13 protein-coding genes are annotated in these 20,449 nt (G+C 54.7%); 6 read left to right on the top strand and 7 right to left on the bottom strand.

Going from position 1 to position 20,449, the window contains the following annotated elements:
- Positions 1 to 45 precede the first annotated feature (45 nt).
- Positions 46 to 2,157, bottom strand: coding sequence for a mechanosensitive ion channel family protein (locus DU29_RS0109895; RefSeq protein ID WP_028621573.1), 2,112 nt, complete (start codon positions 2,155 to 2,157; stop codon positions 46 to 48).
- Between the two features lie 309 nt (positions 2,158 to 2,466).
- Here DU29_RS0109895 and DU29_RS0109890 point away from each other — a divergent pair, with 309 nt between their 5' ends.
- Genes DU29_RS0109890 through DU29_RS0109875 form a run of 4 tightly spaced genes read left to right on the top strand, consistent with a single transcriptional unit; the run spans position 2,467 to position 6,450 of the window.
- Positions 2,467 to 3,393, top strand: a complete 927-nt coding sequence (locus DU29_RS0109890) for a DUF72 domain-containing protein (protein WP_028621572.1) — start codon at positions 2,467 to 2,469, stop codon at positions 3,391 to 3,393.
- Positions 3,390 to 4,187 (top strand): endonuclease/exonuclease/phosphatase family protein, encoded by a 798-nt coding sequence (locus DU29_RS0109885; protein WP_028621571.1) that lies wholly within the window; start codon positions 3,390 to 3,392, stop codon positions 4,185 to 4,187. The genes DU29_RS0109890 and DU29_RS0109885 overlap by 4 nt, the downstream gene beginning before the upstream one ends.
- Positions 4,184 to 5,467 (top strand): cardiolipin synthase ClsB, encoded by a 1,284-nt coding sequence (gene clsB / locus DU29_RS0109880; RefSeq protein ID WP_028621570.1) that lies wholly within the window; start codon positions 4,184 to 4,186, stop codon positions 5,465 to 5,467. The genes DU29_RS0109885 and clsB overlap by 4 nt, the downstream gene beginning before the upstream one ends.
- Entirely contained in the window at positions 5,467 to 6,450 is a 984-nt protein-coding gene (locus DU29_RS0109875; protein WP_028621569.1) for a lysylphosphatidylglycerol synthase domain-containing protein, read from the top strand. Before clsB ends, DU29_RS0109875 begins: the two co-directional genes overlap by 1 nt.
- 56 nt (positions 6,451 to 6,506) lie before the next feature.
- On the opposite strand, the gene DU29_RS0109870 is transcribed toward DU29_RS0109875, so the two are convergent.
- The 3 genes from DU29_RS0109870 to DU29_RS0109860 all read right to left on the bottom strand — a co-directional run bounded on the left by DU29_RS0109870 (position 6,507) and on the right by DU29_RS0109860 (position 9,554).
- Positions 6,507 to 7,262, bottom strand: a complete 756-nt coding sequence (locus DU29_RS0109870; RefSeq protein ID WP_028621568.1) for an alpha/beta hydrolase family protein — start codon at positions 7,260 to 7,262, stop codon at positions 6,507 to 6,509.
- Complete coding sequence (locus tag DU29_RS0109865; RefSeq protein WP_028621567.1) at positions 7,252 to 8,361, bottom strand: DUF3182 family protein; 1,110 nt, start codon at positions 8,359 to 8,361, stop codon at positions 7,252 to 7,254. Before DU29_RS0109865 ends, DU29_RS0109870 begins: the two co-directional genes overlap by 11 nt.
- A gap of 200 nt (positions 8,362 to 8,561) precedes the next feature.
- Positions 8,562 to 9,554: a GlxA family transcriptional regulator gene (locus DU29_RS0109860; RefSeq protein ID WP_028621566.1), complete on the bottom strand. Its 993-nt coding sequence runs from the start codon at positions 9,552 to 9,554 to the stop codon at positions 8,562 to 8,564.
- Positions 9,555 to 9,655: 101 nt separating this feature from the next.
- On the opposite strand from DU29_RS0109860, the gene DU29_RS0109855 reads away from it, so the two are divergent.
- Complete coding sequence (locus tag DU29_RS0109855; RefSeq protein WP_028621565.1) at positions 9,656 to 10,207, top strand: cysteine hydrolase family protein; 552 nt, start codon at positions 9,656 to 9,658, stop codon at positions 10,205 to 10,207.
- 505 nt (positions 10,208 to 10,712) lie between these two features.
- Here the strand turns inward: DU29_RS0109855 and DU29_RS0109850 are convergent.
- Together DU29_RS0109850 and DU29_RS0109845 are read right to left on the bottom strand one after the other, a co-directional pair.
- Positions 10,713 to 12,269, bottom strand: coding sequence for a hypothetical protein (locus DU29_RS0109850; protein WP_028621564.1), 1,557 nt, complete (start codon positions 12,267 to 12,269; stop codon positions 10,713 to 10,715).
- Entirely contained in the window at positions 12,262 to 17,220 is a 4,959-nt protein-coding gene (locus tag DU29_RS0109845) for an AAA domain-containing protein (RefSeq protein ID WP_028621563.1), read from the bottom strand. The genes DU29_RS0109850 and DU29_RS0109845 overlap by 8 nt, the downstream gene beginning before the upstream one ends.
- Before the next feature lie 319 nt (positions 17,221 to 17,539).
- Here DU29_RS0109845 and DU29_RS0109840 point away from each other — a divergent pair, with 319 nt between their 5' ends.
- Positions 17,540 to 19,663 (top strand): CHAT domain-containing protein, encoded by a 2,124-nt coding sequence (locus tag DU29_RS0109840; protein ID WP_033050410.1) that lies wholly within the window; start codon positions 17,540 to 17,542, stop codon positions 19,661 to 19,663.
- A 265-nt stretch (positions 19,664 to 19,928) separates the two neighbouring features.
- Here DU29_RS0109840 and DU29_RS0109835 read toward each other — a convergent pair whose 3' ends face one another.
- Complete coding sequence (locus DU29_RS0109835; protein WP_028621561.1) at positions 19,929 to 20,219, bottom strand: hypothetical protein; 291 nt, start codon at positions 20,217 to 20,219, stop codon at positions 19,929 to 19,931.
- Positions 20,220 to 20,449: the final 230 nt, after the last annotated feature.

The raw sequence follows: 20,449 nt of genomic DNA, 5'->3' as shown, positions 1-20,449 counted from the left end.
CGATGAGGCCCGCACAGACGAAGGGGCCATCAGATTCTCATCACATCACTGCGCCTTAGGTTGCTCCGGTAGCATCACCGGCGAATTTTCGGCCACCGGCGCTTGATCATCTGCCACTGCATGCTTCGGCATCAAAACCTGCTGTGGATAAGTCTGCGCGAAATGCACCTCTGGGCAGTTATCCACAAGCTTTTTCAAACGCTGGTTGAACGCCCGGCTCACCGCATATTGCCCTCCCGAAACGGTGCGGAACTGCGCCGTCAGCACCACGCCGTTGAGGTCCATCTTGTCGACGCCGAACACGTCCAGCGGGCCTTGCAGGTTGTACTTGAGGAACGCGTCTTCGCGGATCGAATCCCCTGCTTCACGAATCAGCTCGATGGCCTTGTCAACATCGGTGTCGTAGGTGAACTGCACCGAGAAAAACGCATACGCAAACTGCCGCGACTGGTTCGTGACGGCCTTGATCTGCCCGAACGGCACCGAGTGGACGAAGCCCTTGCCGTCGCGCAGGCGCAAGGTGCGAATGGTCAGCCCTTCGACCGTGCCGGCGTGGCCGGAATCGAGCACCACCCAATCGCCCACCGACAACGTGTCCTCGATGATGATGAAGAGCCCGGTAATCACATCCTGCACCAGTTGCTGCGAACCGAAACCGATGGCCAGACCGACCACCCCGGCACCCGCCAGCAACGGCGCGACATTGATACCCAGATTCGCCATGGTGGTAATCGCGCAGATCACCACCAGAATGATTTTGATCGCGTTGCGCAGCAGCGGCAGGATGGTTTTGATGCGCGTGCTTGGCTGCGTCGAGCGCTTGTTGACCGGTGGTTTCAGCGCTTCCTGAATAGCCGTATCGAGCACCACCCAAAACAGCCAGGTCACCAGGAAAATCAGGCCAATGCTGCTTAATGATTCACTGATCGCCCTGCCGACCGAGTTGCGCGCGGCAAATTCGAACAGCGAAACACCCCAGATCCGCCCGAGAATTTCGATGAACGCGACGGCCATGACGATCCGCAACAGCGCATGCAACAAACTCAGAAAACGCTCCTTGTAAGCGCTACTGCGTTGAACGCCCTCGGTCTTGCGGGTCTTGAACAGATGCTGGAAAACCGTGCTGAGGAACACCGTGGCGATCAGCAGAATGGTGGTGAACAACGCACAACGCAGGGCTTTCTGATTGTCTTCACCGACGCCGATCAGGTTGATCGCCGAGACCATTACCATCAGCAGAATCGGCCAGTACCACAGCCCGGAGAAGATTCGCAGCGATTCCTGTAACGAAGGATGCTTGAGCCGCGTCGTCAACGGCCGGTTGCGGATCAGATGTGCCACCGGGCGCCGCAGGCGAATGACCAGCAAACCGAAAATGATTGAAGCGAACAGCCCGGTAAACACCGCGACGCTGCTGGTGATGTTGCCACCCAATTGCCGGGCGATCTGCGGGCTGGTCAGCGCATCGCTGAGCGCGGCGAGAAAGCCGATCAGGAACAACGGACGCGGGCAGTAACGCCGAATAATCTGCACTGCCCGGCGTTTATGCCCGGTGTTGAACATGACGATCACGCAGAGCAGCATCGACGTGGAAAAAATGCCGCTGCTGGTGGCGTAGGCAAAACACAGCGCCAGCGCGCGCCCCACCGAGGCCTGCAGAAAATGGCTGACGTAAAGCGTTAGCGGCAGGCAGATCAACGCCGGCAACGTGTAAGGCAGCACGTAATGCAGCAAATCCTGGCTACGTTGCCGGGTTCGCAGCCAACGCCCCTGGTTCAGGCGGTTGGCCAGAAGGCCGCCGAGCACGGTGAGCAAGGCAAACGCGCCCAGCCAGACACCGGACAGCAGCAGGAAATCGCCGACGACACTCATTGGCGATCGCGATGAGGGGCGGTTGACCAGTTTGTCGACTTCATCGGCCGCTCGATCTGCACGCAAACGCCAGGCGTCGACCAGGTCTTCATTGAGATCGAGCTTGTCCTGAACATCGTCGATGCTGGTGCTTATCGCTCCCAGCAGGCCACCTTGAACCAGTGGCTCGGGTTTTTCCGCTTCCGCGGTCGCGGCGGGAACGCCCGGCAGCGAAACAGCCCACGATGAATTGCTGCCGAACAGCAGCAACGCTCCCAGCAATATAGCGGTATTGAATTTGAGCAAAACGCGGAGCTCCTGCGCAAAAGGTGTAAGGAACTGATCAAAAAATGCCCGGCAAGTTCGGCGATGTCCCGGCAATCGACCGGCGGCGGACCTTGTGGGAGCAAGAATGTTCGCGAATATCCCTGCGGTAGCAAATCCCTGTGGGAGGAGAGCTTGCTCGCGAAGACGGTGGCACATTCAGCGACTCTTTATCAGGCATACCACCTTCTCAAACCAGCATTACCATCCGTAGCGCCACCGAAACTTTCACCCCTTGCGCGCAGTCAGCAAAAGACAGAGGCAACCGAGGACCATTAGACGGGAGGCGACATGGCGGCGATTCACATTGGTATTTCAGGCTGGCGCTACACACCCTGGCGGGGTGATTTCTACCCAAAGGGGCTGACCCAGAAGCGCGAATTGCAATTCGCATCGCGGGCCGTCAACAGCATCGAAATCAATGGATCGTTTTACGCCCTGCAACGGCCTGAACGTTACGCCCAATGGTACGAGGAAACACCGGAAGACTTCGTGTTCAGCGTCAAGGCTCCTCGCTTTATCACCCATGTAAAACGTTTGCGTGATGTGCATCTACCGCTGGCCAATTTCTTTGCTTCCGGTGTGCTGGAACTCAAGGAGAAGCTCGGACCGATCCTTTGGCAGTTCCCGCCCAACTTCAAGTTCGACGCCGAATTGTTCGAAAGCTTTCTCAAACAACTGCCGCACACCACCGAACAGGCCGCCGCCCTCGCCCGCCAGCACGATTCGCATTTGCACGGTCACGCCAGCATGAAGGCCTACAAGAAAAAGCCGCTGCGCCACGCCGTGGAAATCCGTCATGAGAGCTTTATCGATCCGGCATTCGTGCGCTTGCTCAAACGCTATAACACCGCGCTGGTGATCGCCGACACCGCCGGTAAATGGCCCTACCGTGAAGATGTCACCAGTGATTTTGTCTACTTGCGTTTGCACGGTGCTGAAGAGCTTTACGCCAGCGGTTACACCGCCCAAGCGCTGAAACGCTGGGGCGACCGCATCGATGCCTGGTCCAACGGTGGGCAACCGGCTGACGCGCAATTGATCGCGCCTCGCCTGAAGCCCAAAGCCCGCAAGTCCCGCGAAGTGTTTTGTTATTTCGACAACGACATCAAGGTCCGCGCGCCATACGACGCCCGCAGTTTGCTGCAGCGTTTTCATCTCGACGAAAATCTCGCCACTGCACCGGGCGAACCTGCTGCCAAAGGAGTGCTGCAATGAGCATTACCGAGCAGTTCAGCCCCACCGATGATCAGCCGGAAACCGAGGTTTCGATTCGCAGCTTCACGATCCTGACGGTCAATACCCACAAGGGATTCACTGCGCTGAACCGGCGCTTCATCCTTCCGGAATTGCGCGAAGCGGTGCGCAGCGTGTCGGCGGACGTGGTGTTCTTGCAGGAAGTGCACGGCACTCACGAACAGCATCCGCAGCGCTACAGCAACTGGCCGGCGATGCCGCAGTACGAATTTCTCGCCGACACCCTGTGGCCGCAATTCGCTTACGGGCGCAATGCGGTGTATCCCGACGGTGATCACGGCAATGCCCTGCTGTCGAAATTCCAGATCATTCGCCACGACAACCTTGACGTATCGGTGAGTGGCCACGAGAACCGCGGCATCTTGCATTGCGTGCTGCGTCTGCCCGGTGACGGTCGAGAAGTCCACGCCATTTGCGTGCACTTGGGCCTGCACGAAAGCCATCGCAATGATCAACTGAAATTGCTCGGCAAGCGCCTGGCGGAACTGCCGGAGGATGCGCCGGTGATTGTCGCCGGTGACTTCAATGACTGGCGCCAACGCACCGATGCCTTGCTGAAGCCTTGCGGTTTGCGCGAAGTATTTACCGAACACCATGGCAAACCGGCACGCACCTTCCCGGCACGCATGCCGCTGTTACGCCTGGATCGCATCTATGTGCGCAACCTCAAGGCCTGTCGCCCGAAAGTTCTCGCCGCGCGACCCTGGTCACACCTTTCCGACCACGCACCGTTATCGGTGGAGATTGAGCTATGAGCAGCGCACCGATGGAAAAAGCCACTGTTGAGCACATTTCAACCACGCCTCCGGTTCGCGAACCCGGTGTGGTCGATGTCGAATATGGCTGGCAGGGCAACAATCGCGTGGAATTGCTGGAAAACGGCGAAGCTTATTTCCCGCGTGTCTTCGAGGCCATGCGTCAGGCCAAGAGTGAAATTCTCCTGGAAACCTTCATCATCTTTGAAGACAAGGTTGGCAATGAGTTGCAGGAAGTGCTGATCGACGCTGCCAAGCGCGGCGTCCGCGTCACCGCCAGCCTGGACGGTTTCGGCTGCGGCGAGCTGACCACGCCCTACCTTACTGCATTGAGCGAGGCCGGCGTACACGTGCAGATGTTTGATCCGGCACCCAAACATCTGGGCTTTCGCACCAACTGGTTCCGCCGCCTGCATCGCAAGATCGTGGTGGTTGACGGCACCATCGCCTTCATCGGCGGGATCAATTTCTCCGCAGACCACCTGGCTGATTTCGGCCCTGAGGCGAAGCAGGATTATTCGGTGGAAATTCAGGGCCCTGCCGTCGCTGACATTCATCATTTCGCCCTGCTGCAAAGCGGTCGTCCGGTCCGGGCGAAGTACTGGTGGCAACGGCGCCGGCAGCGCCGTCAGGAAATGGCCTTCACCGATCATGATGGTCAGGTGCGCCTGGTCTATCGCGACAACGGTGAACACACCACCGATATCGAGGAGGTTTATCGGCAGGTATTGCGCAGCGCCCAACGTCGCGTCGTGATCGCCAATGCCTACTTCTTCCCCGGCTATCGGCTGCTGCGGGAAATCCGCAATGCAGCGCGGCGGGGTGTCGAGGTCAGGCTGATTCTGCAAGGTCAGCCCGACATGCTGGTGGCGAAGCTCGCTGCGCGCATGACCTATGACTACTTGCTGAAATCCGGCGTGCAGATTCACGAATATTGCGAGCGCCCGCTGCACGGCAAAGTCGCTTTGGTGGATGAGGACTGGAGCACCGTCGGTTCGAGCAACCTTGATCCGCTGAGCTTGTCGATGAACCTGGAAGCCAACGTGCTCATTCGTGATCGCGCGTTCAATCGTGAACTGTTCGAGCGGCTCGAAGACCTCAGCCAGAACCACTGTAAAGCCATGTCCGCCGACAAGTCGCCGCGTGGACGCGTCTGGCACATGACCGTAGGTTTTCTGGTGTTTCACTTCCTGCGGCATTTCCCGGCATGGGCCGGTTGGCTGCCGGCGCACAAGCCACGCCTGAAACCTTTTTCCCATTCCGCGCGGAGTGACACCTGATGAGCCACGCTGAAACGCAATCGGCAAATCACGCCGAACAACCAAAATCGCGCTGGAGCCGCTGGAAAAAACCGCTGACGATGCTGTTTTTCCTGGCCCTGATTGCGCTGTTGACGATGTTCGCGCAGCGCATCGAATGGAACGAGGTGCTGGATACCCTGGCCGACTTCAAGGTGCGCACGCTGATCATCGCCGCCAGCGTGACGTTGCTGAGCTTTCTGGTGTACGCCAGTTTTGACCTGATCGGCCGTACTTACATTCGCCAGGATCTGACCTGGAAACAGATCCTGCCGGTGGGGGTGATCAGCTATGCCTTCAACCTTAATCTGAGCGCTTGGGTCGGCGGCATCGCGATGCGCTATCGCCTGTATTCGCGGTTGGGCGTGAGCAAGGGCAACATCGCGAAGATCCTCGGGCTGAGCCTGGCAACCAACTGGTTTGGTTACATGCTGATCGCCGGGGCCGTGTTCAGCAGTGGTCTGGTGCGCATGCCGCCTGGCTGGAAGGTGAGCACTCTCGCATTGCAAGGCATTGGCGTTCTGCTGCTGTTAGTTGTGGCGGGATACTTGGCGGCTTGCCAGTTTTCCAAGCGCCGGGAGTGGACGATTCGCGGGATGGAAATCAACCTGCCGTCAGTGCGTATGGCCATGCTGCAACTGGCGCTGGGTGCGCTGAACTGGTCGTTGATGGCCGCGGTTATTTTCACACTGTTGCCGAGCAAGCTGGATTATCCGCTGGTGCTGGGCGTGCTGTTGATCAGCGCCATTGCCGGGGTAATCACGCACATTCCTGCAGGTCTGGGCGTGCTGGAAGCGGTGTTCGTGGCGCTGCTGCAACATGAGGCTTCGCGAGGCAGCCTGGTGGCCGGGTTGCTGGCGTATCGGGCGATTTATTTCCTGTTGCCGTTGTTGATCACGCTGGTGATGTATTTGGCGGTAGAGGCCAAGGCGAAGTCGCTGCGGATTGCCAAGAAGCCGTCTTGAGATTTGTGTTGAGTCCCTCGCGGCCCGAACTTCCCGCGATGGACTCACCAATACTCTCAACCCGACTGAATAACGCTTAACCGCTCACCCACCACCATCTCAGTGATCCAGTCCACCAGAATCGATGTATACGCCTGCTGCGCCACCGGGTCACTCAGCGCATGATCGGCCCCGTCGATAATCCGATGCGTCAGCGAATGCGTCTGCTGACACGCCGCGCGGTAACTCATGATCGTGGCGTGCGGCACGTAGGCGTCGGTTTCGGATTCGACCAGCAATACATCACCGGTAAATTGCGAGCAGGCGTGCAACGCACGATTGCTGTCGGCGCGCACCAGCGTGCTGCGGTAATCGCGCAGATCGAGCTTGTCCAGATCGCGCTTGGGTGTGTGCCACTGCTCGTCGCGGTACAGCGCCGGCACGCGCAGCGCCAGCCAGCGCACCGGACGCAGCGACGTCAGGATCGAAGCGAGGTAGCCGCCATAACTGGTGCCGACTACCGCGATGGCAGACGTGTCCAGCGCTGGATGCGCGAGCAGGCGATCGTAAGCCGCCAGCAAATCGCGCAGATTATCTTCGCGGGTCACTCGCGTCAGTGGAATGCCCGAGCCGGTGTGCCCGCGCAGGTCAAACGTCAGACACACGCAACCCAAACCCGCGATACCTTTGGCCCGCTCAAGGTCACGTTCCTGGCTGCCGCCCCAGCCGTGTACGAAAAGCACGCCGGGAACCTTTGACTTGGGGCTGAGGAATGTCCCGCTCATTTGTTCATCGTCGATGTCGATCTGAATGGTTTCGCTTCTAGCCGTCATAGGATTGAACCGTCACGTACTTGAGAAGGAAGTCGCTGTTTTCTGCGGGCCCGCGATACACCTCAATGGCGTCCGCCGGTAGCGCCTGGTCGACGTAGGTTTCCACCGAAGACACGCGTATCGCACGCATCCCAGGGTTATTGATGAAGCTCTGCAGCGCCGCGACTTCGGCGCTGCTGGCGCCGCCCATTCGCCAGGATTGCTCGAGCACGCCACTGCGTGATTTACCCGAGCTGTCCCGGCCCTGAGCGATGTCGTAATTGCGCCGTGACGCATAGAAACCGGGGTAGGCCTCATCGGCGGCGTTGTCGAATATTTGCGCTTGCTGAATGGCCAGACGTACGTCGTCAGGTAGCTCCAGTTCGAGCAGATCGTCATAATCCCCTTGAACCGCGAGCAGGTTGGATCCGCCGTAAACCTGCTGGCCATGGGCGTCTTCGGTCAGGTACTGATCGCCGCAATAACTCAGCACTTTGTCGCCGATATAGCTCTGGCCAACGCTGTGCGTCACAACGTCGGTCAGGTCTTGCTCGATCACCACGCCCTCATCGAACAGCGCTTGAGCGTCTGGCCGGGCGAGCACCGCATCTAATTCATCAAGACTGTTCAGCACTTCCTGACCGCGTCCAGCACAGGCATGGACCGGTTTGAGACGGATAGGCCCCGCGTGGAGCAAGTGCTGCGCTGCTGGGCGCGCATCAGCGAGAGAGAAAACACTGAGGCCGTCGAGCACGACACTGCGCACGCGCTCGGAGAACAGCGGCGACCAGCCTTGCGGGGCTTTAGCATTTTTGTTGAGCAAGCCGTGGCTGATGGCCTTGGTGCAGATGAAATCGTGTTCGACGTAGCCACCCCATAAATCGTCGGGGCCGTTGACGCCTAATTCGCGAGCGGCTGCGGCGCCAACCAGGGTTTGGGTTGGCAACAGATACAGCTCTCGATCGCTGTGCTGTTCGGGATCGTAACTCCCGCCGTATTTGAGGCCGAGAATCTGCGCCAGCCAACGGGCCAGCGCTCGATTGGTGTCGACCTCGTGCTGAGGCGCCTGCGGTCGCACCGAATGCGCGACGACTATTTTCCTGGGGTTTGTTGGGGTCATGCATTCCCCTCCAATCAACGCGTGATGAATGTAGTGTAGAAGGTGCAGAGATCAGGCCAGTTAGCGCCAGGTCGAAAGCGCCCCGAAAACCGGGCGCTTCAGTAGGAAGTAATGGCGTACAGCCTGTTTTATTCTGCACGAAGCGCTGTGCGCCTCCGGTTTTTTGCACGACCTGTCTCCGTACTTTCTTGCGGCGATCTCTACCGGGTTACAGCGACCGGCGTCACCCCAAAGCGCGCTCGATATTCACTCGGCGCCAGCCCGGTAATCTTCCTGAACGTTGCGCGAAACGCACCGGGATCCTGGTACCCGACAGTCCAGGCTATATGGTCGATGGTGCCGTTGGTGAACTCGAGCATTTCCCGGGCTTTGCCGACTCGCAGATGCTGACAATATTCAGTCGGTCTCAACCCGGTCGCGGCGCGAAATCGACGCAGAAAGGTGCGCTCCTCCAGCCCCGCCTGCCCGGCCATCGCTGTCAGCGATACATCAGTCGCCCCGTTGCCTTGCAGCCAATGCTGAACCTTGAGAATCGATGCGTCGCCGTGGTTAAGAATGGGTGAAAAGTTGCTGCCACACTGGCTGGCACTGTCGCTGTGTTCCACCACCAGAAAGCGCGCCGTGGCCGTGGCAATGCTTGGCCCCAACAACCGATCGACCAGACGCAAACCCAGTTCGGACCATGCCATCAGCCCGGCCGTAGTGATCAAATCGCCGTCGTCGACGATCGGCGTATCTGCCTTGAGCTTGATCGCCGGGTATCGCTCGGCGAAGGTTTTGGCCGAGGTCCAGTGGGTAGTGGCGCTGCGACCGTCGAGTAATCCACTTTCCGCCAGAAGAATCGAACCCACGCAAACACCGCCCAGCGTTGCACCGTTGGCATGCAGCTCACGCAACCACTGAATCAGCGCCTGCGGAGCCTGACCTTCAGAGAAACCGCCAATCGACGGTGGGATCAATAGCGCCACCAGCGCTCGGTCCGGCGCGGGATGACTGTCATGGATGCGCACGGGTGGCAGATCCGCGCTGCTTTGCCAGTGCGTGACGCGCAGTATCGGCAACTGCATAGCCTGATGCTCGGCAGCGATGGCATTGGCCACCCCGAACAGATCAGTCAGACCATGCACCGCCGCCATTTGCGCACCGGGATAAATCAGCACACCCAGCTCAGCGATAGCCCTATGCGCGGTCATTGTCAGTTTTCCCCTCGTTATTGTCGGTGCGGCCAATCCTCAGCGTAACAGCATGAGCCGATACTTCATTCCACACCCAAACGCATTTCGAGGAAACAGTCATGGCCAAGCAAGCACTCATCGTAGTCGATATCCAGAACGACTATTTCGCGCAAGGCAAATGGCCCTTGGTCGGTGCTGATGCGGCGGCGGACAACGCGGTACGATTGCTCGAAGCGTTTCGTGACGCCGGTGAGTCGGTGGTGCACATCCGTCACGAATTCACCTCCGACGATGCTCCGTTCTTCACCCCAGGTTCGGAAGGCGCAAAGCTGCACCCCAAAGTCCTCAACCGCGCCGACGAGCCAGTGGTGCTCAAGCACTTCGTCAACTCGTTCCGCGAAACCGAATTGAAGTCGATCCTCGACGAGCAGGACATCAAGGAACTGGTCGTTGTCGGCAGCATGAGCCACATGTGCATCGACGGCATCACCCGCGCCGCTGCGGATTTCGGGTACACCGTCACCGTCATCCACGACGCCTGCGCCTCGCGGGATCTGGAGTTCAATGGTGTGACGGTGCCGGCTGCTCAGGTGCATGCCGCGTTCATGGCGGCGCTGGGGTTTGCTTATGCGAGTGTGGTGTCTACGGCTGAGTTTTTGGCAGCGAAATAATCCATCAGTCAGTTCTTCTCGCCCATGAAAAAGGCCCGATGCGGTAAGCATCGGGCCTTCTTGTTCAGATCGAATGAAGCTGTGGATCAGAACGGTTGTAAATACCAGACACCCAGCAAGACGAACGACTGACCGGGCTTAAACCCATATGTTATTGGGTATTAGACGGATCATCACTACACCGACCCCTTATTAGTGTAAAGTTTTTCGTAAATTTATGCCGTGCAAGGCTCAGGAAACTTTACAAAATCGATAAGTGTATTTTTAAGCTGCTTGTCTGAGCCTCGCTAAAATTCAGACCAACGGTTTGAGCCTCAGAACATAGAGTGCCAAACGATTTCCATTGAAGGCCTAGAGTCACGTTTGTAGCATCCGCCTCCACCAGCCTAAAATGGAATTGAGCACTTATGTATGGCGCCTCGACCGAGGCGCCACATGCACATAACGCCCCGTTGAGCTGAACATATAGAACTTTAAAAATTCTAAAGCAGCCCGTTATAACCCACTAGATTTTTCTAGGCGGCTTCTTGATTGTGAGCTTCACTTGGCTAGACATCGGAAGTCCGCGCCCACTGGACTGGATTAGCTCCAGGCGATCCTTTTCCATATGATTAGCGATGTCTCGCTCAGAATCCTCACTCCACACCACATGGCCCTCACCTCTCCCCACCAGTCGGGAATTTAGGAAGCTGTCAATGTGGGCAACACGCTGCGGATCACAGGTGATGTAACCAATCGGGACCGTCGCCGCGCTCTCGTCACTGGGCTGAAAGTGGTACTGCACCACGGCCAACTGCCCAGGGACCAGGAAAATCTCAAACCGGTCCTGAAGATCCGATCCTTTGAAAGCAAGCCCGTTAGGAATCCGATTGTGATACGTGCTGCGCAGCTGGCCGAACTCCCTTTGTTCATCGAATGGGACGATAGCGGTAATCCGACCTTTGACGTGAGGCGCCTCACTAAGCTTCTCGGCGGTTCTGCGGCAGAAGTCGCTGAGCAATGTGCCGTTAGCTGCCCACAGAGGCACAGAGCTCGACAGCCACAATGCCGAGTGAACCTGACCCTCTTGCCAGTCCCGAGATAGGTCTTCGAGCATCCGCCCCAAAGTAATTCGGTTGTTGTTGTCATAAATCGGTCCGATCATAGCCCTCGTGGCTTGGCTGCCGTAGCCCGTCCTACGCTCCTTATGATCAATCAGCCACGTGTTGATATCCAGGCCTCGGTCATCTAGATAGCGGGTCAACACTTCATCCCCGAACTCCTCGCAATAGGCTTGGGGGGTCATGCCGCCCTTAGGCATCCGTAGGCTATTGAGATAGTCGGAAATCTTGGCTTCGAGCTCCATACTTAAGGGGCGCTGGCGAGTGCCGCCAACTTTCTCGGCAACGCGCTTGATGACTTCGACATTGCCCGCCTGGGTTGGCAGTAGCCCGATTTCCAGATCCACCTGAATGTTCACTGGAGCCGCCTGATCGCATGCACCTACCTTATAGAGCCTGGTCTTCCGAGCTTCGGACTCGGGCAGCTTGGAGAAGTCCAGAAAAGCGCGATACTGATCGCCAAAGGCATCTGCCACAGCCTGAACGGACCAAGCTTTATTTTCCGCCGGCACCGGAATTTGAGGCAACCCCCAGCGAGTGCGATTGTTCTGACTGGCAGGCATTATGGTCTTGGTCAGCAACTCAAAAATCGGGCGCTCAATCCGCTCTTCATACTTAGTGAGACTCGGACTGGCCGATGTGCTTCCCTTGGTACGATCTGTGAGAATCGCTGAAGGTGTCAAATGCCCGTCATTCGTGTAGACGGCCAGCTTGTTTCGGATGAGAGTTTCGATCAAGACCTCGCACTCGCGCTTGGACAAGCCGAAATACTCACGAATCTCTCCAGGCAGCACTTCCTGCAAGGCCAACAGCAGGCGACATGTGAACTCCTCCACCGCAGGCAAGGAGACTTCCTTCGTCCATGAGCAGTTTATTTGATACTGGTATGCAGGCAAAAGCAGGGAAATTGTGTTGCAAATGCGAAAGCCTGAGGCATCAACGGCTTGATATTCTTCACTCATGGCGCTGCCCCTCTATCACAGTGGTGCCATCTACGATTTCGTAATCATCAGGTGACTTGGCATGTTGCTTGGTCACGTAACTGACCACACTTCCTAGCGCAGATGGTGCATTCACCCCGCTCCACATTTTCTTGGAACCGATAATGACTAAGCGATCTTTGGCCCGGGACAAGGCGACATTGATTCGCGATTGATCAACAAGAAAGCCTTGGAGGCCTTTGTCATTATTCCTCACCAAGCTAAGAATTAATAACGTGTTTTCGCTACCTTGGTACGAGTCAACCGTATCGATTCTGACTGCATCTCGAAGCGGCGCCGCCCACTCAGCCCTACTCAATTCTTCCTCGATCAAGCGCTTCTGACCTCGGTACATGGTGATCAGACCTATAGGCTGAGGATTCATCGGCGTACGCTTGGCATTCAGCTTTTCCATGTGTTCGGGTCTTGCGAGCTGACGCAGCAAGTGCAAGCAAACTGCAACCTCATGCTTGTTGACGAATTTACCCTTCTGGGGCTCATCCTCATTGACCGCGCGTTCTCCCGAACCGCTGTCGATCCAGCTGACAGGCTTATTAAACGGATACGGAAGTTCGTCACACCACGAATCCGCCTTTTTGCGGTAGCTGTGCAGCTCGCCTTTATAGAAGCAGTGGCTGACAATGTTTCCAATCGGCTCAATCATTCGGTACTGGGTGTCGAGAGTAATGCCATTGTTCACAGTAAATGCGCGCTCGAAGTCGGTCTTAACCACTTCCCGCTCATCAATCTGCAGTTTCCTGGCCACTGCGCGCACGTGTTTTTTCTCGTACATGGGGGCCAACTGTTTGTGGTCGCCCACCAGCAAAACGCGGCGCCCGCATTGCATGGCAATCATTAGCTCCGACGCTTGCGCGCGGCCTGCCTCGTCGACGATGACCCAGTCGAACTCCATCTCTTCGATGTGCAAGGCTCCCGCTCCGATGCCTACCAGAGTGCCGCACACCAGCTGGGAGGTCTTGACCAGAAACTTGTCGTAGTTGGCCGCTCCCGAGCCCAAAACATCTATCCAGTCCTGGCTGATGCTGATCAGGTTGTTCAGGCGCTGCAGGGCTAGCTGATTGGTCACACCGTGCTGGCGCGCCACCTGGCTGGACAATTCGCGCCAGAACTCCGGCGCGGTGGGCGATGGCAGGGTGAACTCATAGCCCCGGCTGTCCATGTGATGCTGCAGTGACTCGACACAGCTTTTGATCTTGCTGTCATAGTCCATCACCCTTTCGATGCGGATTTCTTCGCTTATTTGGCGCTTAGAAGCGATATCGTCCTTCTGCTTGATGTAGGTGCGCATACGATCGAGAAGCGGACTGATGCTGCGGTGTAGCTTGGCCAGTTCCTCGACCAGATCTTGGCTGAGCATAAGCCGGGAAGCCAGAGCATTGATCCGCTTTTCGTACTCACGTTGAAACTTGAAGCGGATCTGGCGCTGTATTGAGCTGGAATGGCACTGGAGCATCTGATCGTCGATGGCCGATTCGTGGCCCAGGCGAATGACGCTGACGTCTGTGCCGAGCTCTGAGCAGAGTTCGCGGGCCTTGAGCGCGACCGTGTCCACCGAGGCATGTGATTGCCCCACCAGCAGGATGTTACCTGCCAGCTCATTTTCAAATAGGTAGTGGATAAGCTTGGTGACGAAGGCGGTTTTGCCCGTGCCAGGCGGCCCCTGCAATACACCGATCGGCCCTTCGGAGATGACCCGCTGGAAAGCGATGACTTGGCGTGGATTGAGTTGCCCCTTATCCGAGTCGTAGCGCTCTCGGATTGCAACTTCATCCGGGATCTTGCCAGTCACCTTGGACTGCAGGGCCCCGGCTTGATCGAAGTAGACAGGGAGGTGGGCAATTCGGGACACTCCGTTGAGCACACGCTCCATGGCTTTCTTGCGGCGCTCGCGAGAGGCGTTGTTGAGTTTGGACTCAAAAATAAGCTCCGTGCCCGGCGTCAGCTTCTGTTTGACGCTGCGAATGCCGGCAGAAAAAATGCGCACAGCCATTTGTGTTGAACTGCACTCTTCGGCCACCACCTCACCAAACGGGCGGTTCTCGCCCTCCAGATAGATGCCGATATCACCGGCATCTTCGTTGAAGTCCAGATCCTGGCCATTTTGCGGCACATAGGGAATGAGTAGCGCGCCACTAGCGCTCTCTTCAAAAACGGCATTCTCGATTTCGACGCGCATGAGCTGGTCACCTTCGGTTTCCAGCATTGCCTTCCAGATAGCCGATGGCCTGATGCTCTGATCGGCGAATTCATCACTTTCCTCACAGCCCTCCTCTTCGCCTGACACCGACTCGGATTTCTTCAGGAAGCTCTGCACGGGCTCTTGGCTCAGCAGAAAACGTACGAACGCCTCATCGGTAGCCTTGGTTGAAATACCTTTTTGAACGGTGACGGGATGGATGAAGGTAGCCTGAGCTTTGTGCCCTGCCGAAATGTAATCGCTGAACGACACATCGGAGAGCCGAGGCGATGACAGCGTCAGGTGCACGGGATCAAAATTGAATGTCAGACGCCTGTCCAGTGCGGTCAGCCTGATGTGTAGCAGCTCTGGATTGCGGTCAGCATGCTCGACCTGCAGGTAATACGAGGACTCCTTGCTCTGAAGTAATGTCTCTTCTGTGGGCCACCGGAAGACATCAGCGACAAATTTAAGTGCGGGTAATTCTTCTGCCTTAGGCTTTCGAAGAGCGTCGAGCTCTGCCTTCAGGCTTTCGATCAGCGGATCAATGGCAACGGGAATCCCGTTCGGCTGCTCTTTAGCCAAAGCTAACTCGGCGACCAGAGATGTAGGGGCTTCAGCTCCTAGTAGCTCGCCTACGATCTTGTAGAGCGCATAGCAGTCGCGACCAAAGCTGTCGGTGCTGGCCGGGTTGGCCGGTCCGTATTCAACATTGTAGGGATCAGAGGTGTCACCAAAATCGAGCGCGTCAATGAACATCAGCGAAAGAGGCTCGCCCTCACCGCTTGAACGAACCAGAATGTTGTCTGGATGCAGATCCCCGTGCGCAAAATCTCGGCCATGCACATTGATCAGCAGATTGCAGAGTGCCGAAGCGGCCTCCAGCTTCTTCTCAAGGTTGTCCAAAGTCTTAACAAATTCAGGCCAGCCAGTGCCCTGCTCGAAGCGCGTGACGACAAATAGTCCATTGCCGCCTGCAAACATGCCATGAGTCAGCAGCGCCGGCAGTGGCAATTCGGCCTCAAGAGACTGCTCGATGCGCTTTCTCATGCGCAGGATACGGCGGTTGGTGCCAGGATTGTTCAGGTCGACCACGGCCTTCGGCCAGAACTTAAATAGTGCCTCTTCAGAGTCGAACACACACCGATAAACCATTTTCTCTGCAGTGCTGATAGGAACGATCCCTCGCGCTGGCGGGAAATAGCTCATCAGCATGTAGGGGTTCCAATCGGCCTTGACGAAATCGCCCTTGGCAATCTCCTGCATGACCTCCTGGGTATCGTCATATTGCAGCGGTTTGCCGATCGCCAGGGTGTTAAATTCAGCAAGCATTTCAGAAGCATTAGCAAAGCGGTTCTTCTGCTCAAGATCCATTGCCTTGGCGAAGAATCCGTCCAGCTTGCCATCGAAGGAATCACTGGCCACTGAGCGCCATACGCAAATGCCTTCTTCCAGGACAAACTTGGCGCCGTGAAAACAAATCTTGTGGGCGACCAGGGCCAGCAGGTAGACGTCTTTGGCAAACGGGCTGAGTACATCACCCTGTGAGGCATAAACATCTTCGGGCAGGAGAGTCGTGTTGCTTTTTAGGCGTTCGGCCAGATCCTTGACCGTGCCTTTGTCAGGCACGAAGGCGGCATGGAAACTGGAGGCTAAGACGATGCGCGAATCCTGGGAGTACCAAAGGTTCTGCGTGTCGATGTCCCGATGCGCAAAACCCATGCTGTGCATTTCGGCAAAGGGCGCCAATAAAGCCTTGGTCAGGTCAAGACGTTCGTCAACCGACCATTTGTGGCCATGCAGATTCAGGTGCTGCTCAAGACGCAGAGTGTTCTTGCGAATCTCGAACAATTCGACGCAGTCACTGGTGATGTTGTCCTCAACCATCGGGGACAAAGGCCTGAGAAGAAAATCTTCTAACGGGCTGTTCGCAGCGCTGGCGGTGCGAAAGACAAAGTCTTCTCGCGTCACCACACGCCGCCATGTCTCATCATCGTGAAATGCCAGCCCTAAAGCTGCCAAGTCCCACCGACGCATCATGGCCTTGCCAACAGGTGGGCCGGCTTTGGTGGCGGGGTACTCACTGAACAGATGCTGATCATGCATGCGGTCTGGGGCATGAGCAGCTGTGTATTCCAGGTATTGGAATTCAGCAAGCTCTACACGGTTACCCCGAAAGAAGCTGTCGAAAATGGGCTGGGCTTTGTTGGGCCTTAGCCTGCCCATTTCGTCGAACTTAATCATTCGCACTTGCTGAACCAAGCTCTCGTAGCCTTTGCCCGCGATCTTCAGAAAGTTTTCAAGGGTGTGAACGTACTTGCGCTCCCCTTCAGGCAGATGCTCAGGTGTCGCGCTACCACAGAGCACCACGTGCGCTTCGACGAAGGGATCGTAGGAGAGCTTATGGCCAATTTCTCTTTTGAGAATGGCCGCCAGACGATACCCCTGGTCTCGCTTGCGGTGATAGGCACTTTTTCCCCTGTTCTGCTCGCCACGCGGGGTGGTAATGATCCAGTTACCATCATAGTTGGTCAGCTTGCCGTGCCATTCTTTAAGTTCGACCACGAGCACGCGGTCATGCGTCACGACAATGAGGTCGAACTCCATCGAACCTTGCTTATCCGCAACCAATACCGATGCGTAACCGAACCAGCTCTCACGCAGGTGCTTTTGCATCTGATCCAGAGCGTTTGTCTCGCTCTTGTGCAACCCATTGCCCCGAACGACGATTTGCATAGTGGCTTCCCTGTTGCCGACCTGCAGCCCATGGAGCGGCGGCCAGGGATAGTGCCTCCTTGGCAACCAGCTCGTCTCAGCCACAGCTCCTGCTCGCTTTTAATAAACGCTGTCAGTGCTAGCTTCAGACACAGTTAAGTCCCTTAGGCTTGTCCTGTATCCCGATTGATGCGAATGGTATCTGAATGGTGGCATTGTGCCCATAGACAGCAGCCACATCGGACTGGCTGTTTGGTTCTCCCTATGAGCGTGTAATAGCATATAGACATTGCGCGAGCTAAGCTTCGATAGCTGGATCAACACGCTTAGCGGAGTCATCATGGAAGAAATTCACTATTTTTTTGTAATCCCTGCCCTCACGAAAGAAAAATTCACTACCTTTCAGGGGTTCCATCCTGGGTTAGCAGAAGCAGAATCAATACTGTTATTTCACGCCCTGTGCTGCGCACCAAATACTCCATTTGAAATTTTCTACACATATGAACAACTACTTGAATCAAGGCGCGAATCTTCTTTCAAGAATGCAACTCCTATAAGCGCCTCGTATATAGATTCCGTTCCTGACACACATAGCGAGCGCTTTTGCATTTTCTTTTGTCGCCCGATAGATTTAGAATCCGTCATACGAGTCTGTAAAAAATTTAAACATCCTCCACTCATTGTAAGCCTCATCGATCATGACACCTATGACGTAATAAACCTTCAAAACCAAACCACACCCTTATACCAATTACTCGATCAATACATATCAGCTCACTTACACAGAACAGCTCAACACCCGTCCAAAAAAACCAGGAACACTTACAATCTCAAGGCTCCTTTCCCTAATCGCTCTTCCGGCGTCACACTAGCTGGAGAACTAACACACCACGCCCTGGGCTTTGAATTTACAGAATCAGAAACCTTAGTCGCATCCAACCCTGACTCTTATGTAGACGCAATGCTGGAGAACGCGGACTCAATATTCAACATAATAAACACTAAAGTATATGACGGCCGCCAGGAAGTCGTGTTATATGCACCATCCGTGTTTACAAAACACCAAGATATGAATGGCATTTACTGGAATCAAATCTTACGAAAAGTAAAATTAAAGTGGCACCGCGAATTAATAAAGAATGGAATATTCAAAAACCGCCAATACTCTGGAATATCGGTTGAAGGGGCTGACGAAAACAATCCATATCATGACCCGATCGTTCATTTAATAATAGCCACACGACAAAAAGAGCTTTTTATAACTAACCTTTGTGCGGCCATCATAGCCACCAGTGAGTTTCTACCCGCAATTCGGTTACCTAATAGTGTAAATCTCAGATCGAAACAGCTTAAGGAAATTGAACAGCTTTCGAAAAAAGAGAACCCCAATTCAAGCCAAAAACTTCAGCAATCCTTTAGAAAAATATTGGAAGACTTCGTCGGCGACATAGACAAAAAACTAATCAATTACATAAATACGAAAAGCGGTGCTTGCAAAATAATAAGCGACGCCCCAATAGAGTGGCTATACTTCGACAAGCTTCCGCTAATGATTAGTCACGAAGTATCGAGGATACCAGCAACACCGGGCAACATGCTAATGCAACTCAGCTTCGCAGGGCAGAAAAAATACATACACAAAAACTCACTACTGAATATATTAGTAATACGTTCATTCCGACCATGCGACCCAATTAAAAGCCATCTTCAAGTAGCAATTGAAACTTTCCCGTTCAAGCATGGCCTCACCGTAGAATTCATTGACGTCGAAACAATCGAAGAAACAATATCTGCATTGAATAGATACAGTGGTGCGATTGTGATTTTTGACTGTCATGGTGACCATGACGGTCCTGAGGGTATTAGTTGGCTTGCAATCGGGGCGGAGAAGTTAAACACATGGGACTTATACGAAAAAGCAAGAATCCCTCCTATAGTTATGCTCAGTGCATGTCTGACCAGCCCAATAAGCGGCTCCCATGCATCTGTAGCTAATGGGCTACTTCGATCAGGTGCACTTAGTGTTATTGGAACATTTCTACCGGTAGAAGCGACGCCGTCTGCAATCTTTATGGCTAGAATTTTGTTTAGGATAGACAGCTTCCTGCCAGTCTTAAAGACACTAGACTTTAATGCAATTTCCTGGAGAAGCATGATCAGTACATTTTTTAAAATGTCCTATACGACAGACATGCTCCATTATTTCAGAGACGACTTAGCACTGATTAGTGACATCCAATATAATGAAATTCACATTCAGGCAAGTAAGAATATAAATTCACTAAATCCGAATTGGCACGAAGATATTCTTGAAAAGCTAGCCAAACTGACCTCACTACCCCCTAGCCACTTTATCGAACAGATAAAAAATCACCATCCAATGATGGAGACGATGAATTACTGCCAGCTTGGCCGGCCAGAAACCTTAATAATATTGACTGATGAAAAGCACACCACTCAATAACCAAATAAAAAAGCGAGAAAAGTATGGCGCTTCATATTGAACAGTTTGCCCAAGCAAATCTCGATGACAAATCACAAGGCTATCTAATTTCTTAATGGATTGTATTTTCGCGAAGACTAGAGAAAGGAAAGTTAAGTGTCAAAATAAAAGACGAACTAAGCAAACTGGGAAGATAGGTATTAAAATCAACATCCCTCGACGCAAGTAAAAATACGCGAAACTTTTAAATAGCCGCCAAGTTCTTACATTAGCAAACCCAATAGAATTAAAATCTCTCGGCGCGATGAGGGTAAAAATTTTCCGCGGGTTTGGATCCCTTCAAAAGTGCGCCTATGGAAAATCTCTCCTCGACATCTAAAACGTAGACATCCTGCCAGGCGTAGAGGCATTTGATCGCACTCAGTGCGTTATGGATCGTGTTGACGGCCCGTGCCCCTCCGCGGAGGATCACTGTTACCCAGAGTGCGGGATAGAAGAGAGGCATACCCGCCTCGTCCATCAACATCGCGTGGCGTTCCCCATCACTGCCTGTAAACTTTCTGACCGACAGCGTCATAAAGCCTCCACTCTTAACTTTTTTGCATGGTAGAAAACTTGTCGATGGCGAACAATCAGCTTTTACATTATACGAAAATGCCCCCCGCAGGGCGGGGGGCTCAGGACAATACTTTACAGTTTGTTCTCAGGTGTAAATCGAACGTTTGTGAATACCTGAAATTTATTCTTCTGAAGAAATCAGACGGTTTAGAGCCCTAAAAGCAGACCTAAATCCAAGAATCCTTCAAA

The organism is Pseudomonas sp. Ant30-3, assembly GCF_000690905.1.
Lineage (GTDB): Bacteria > Pseudomonadota > Gammaproteobacteria > Pseudomonadales > Pseudomonadaceae > Aquipseudomonas.
The sequence above is the reverse complement of the archived record's forward strand: the minus strand, read 5'-3'. Positions and strand labels throughout refer to the sequence as shown.

Excerpts from the sequence above, each read along its gene's own strand:
- DU29_RS0109890 (WP_028621572.1), top strand. The coding sequence starts at position 2,467 with ATGGCGGCGATTCACATTGGTATTTCAGGCTGGCGCTACACACCCTGG.
- DU29_RS0109885 (WP_028621571.1), top strand. The coding sequence starts at position 3,390 with ATGAGCATTACCGAGCAGTTCAGCCCCACCGATGATCAGCCGGAAACC.
- clsB (WP_028621570.1), top strand. The coding sequence starts at position 4,184 with ATGAGCAGCGCACCGATGGAAAAAGCCACTGTTGAGCACATTTCAACC.
- DU29_RS0109875 (WP_028621569.1), top strand. The coding sequence starts at position 5,467 with ATGAGCCACGCTGAAACGCAATCGGCAAATCACGCCGAACAACCAAAA.
- DU29_RS0109870 (WP_028621568.1), bottom strand. The coding sequence starts at position 7,262 with ATGACGGCTAGAAGCGAAACCATTCAGATCGACATCGACGATGAACAA.
- DU29_RS0109865 (WP_028621567.1), bottom strand. The coding sequence starts at position 8,361 with ATGACCCCAACAAACCCCAGGAAAATAGTCGTCGCGCATTCGGTGCGA.
- DU29_RS0109860 (WP_028621566.1), bottom strand. The coding sequence starts at position 9,554 with ATGACCGCGCATAGGGCTATCGCTGAGCTGGGTGTGCTGATTTATCCC.
- DU29_RS0109855 (WP_028621565.1), top strand. The coding sequence starts at position 9,656 with ATGGCCAAGCAAGCACTCATCGTAGTCGATATCCAGAACGACTATTTC.
- DU29_RS0109850 (WP_028621564.1), bottom strand. The coding sequence starts at position 12,269 with ATGAGTGAAGAATATCAAGCCGTTGATGCCTCAGGCTTTCGCATTTGC.
- DU29_RS0109845 (WP_028621563.1), bottom strand. The coding sequence starts at position 17,220 with ATGCAAATCGTCGTTCGGGGCAATGGGTTGCACAAGAGCGAGACAAAC.
- DU29_RS0109840 (WP_033050410.1), top strand. The coding sequence starts at position 17,540 with ATGGAAGAAATTCACTATTTTTTTGTAATCCCTGCCCTCACGAAAGAA.
- DU29_RS0109835 (WP_028621561.1), bottom strand. The coding sequence starts at position 20,219 with ATGACGCTGTCGGTCAGAAAGTTTACAGGCAGTGATGGGGAACGCCAC.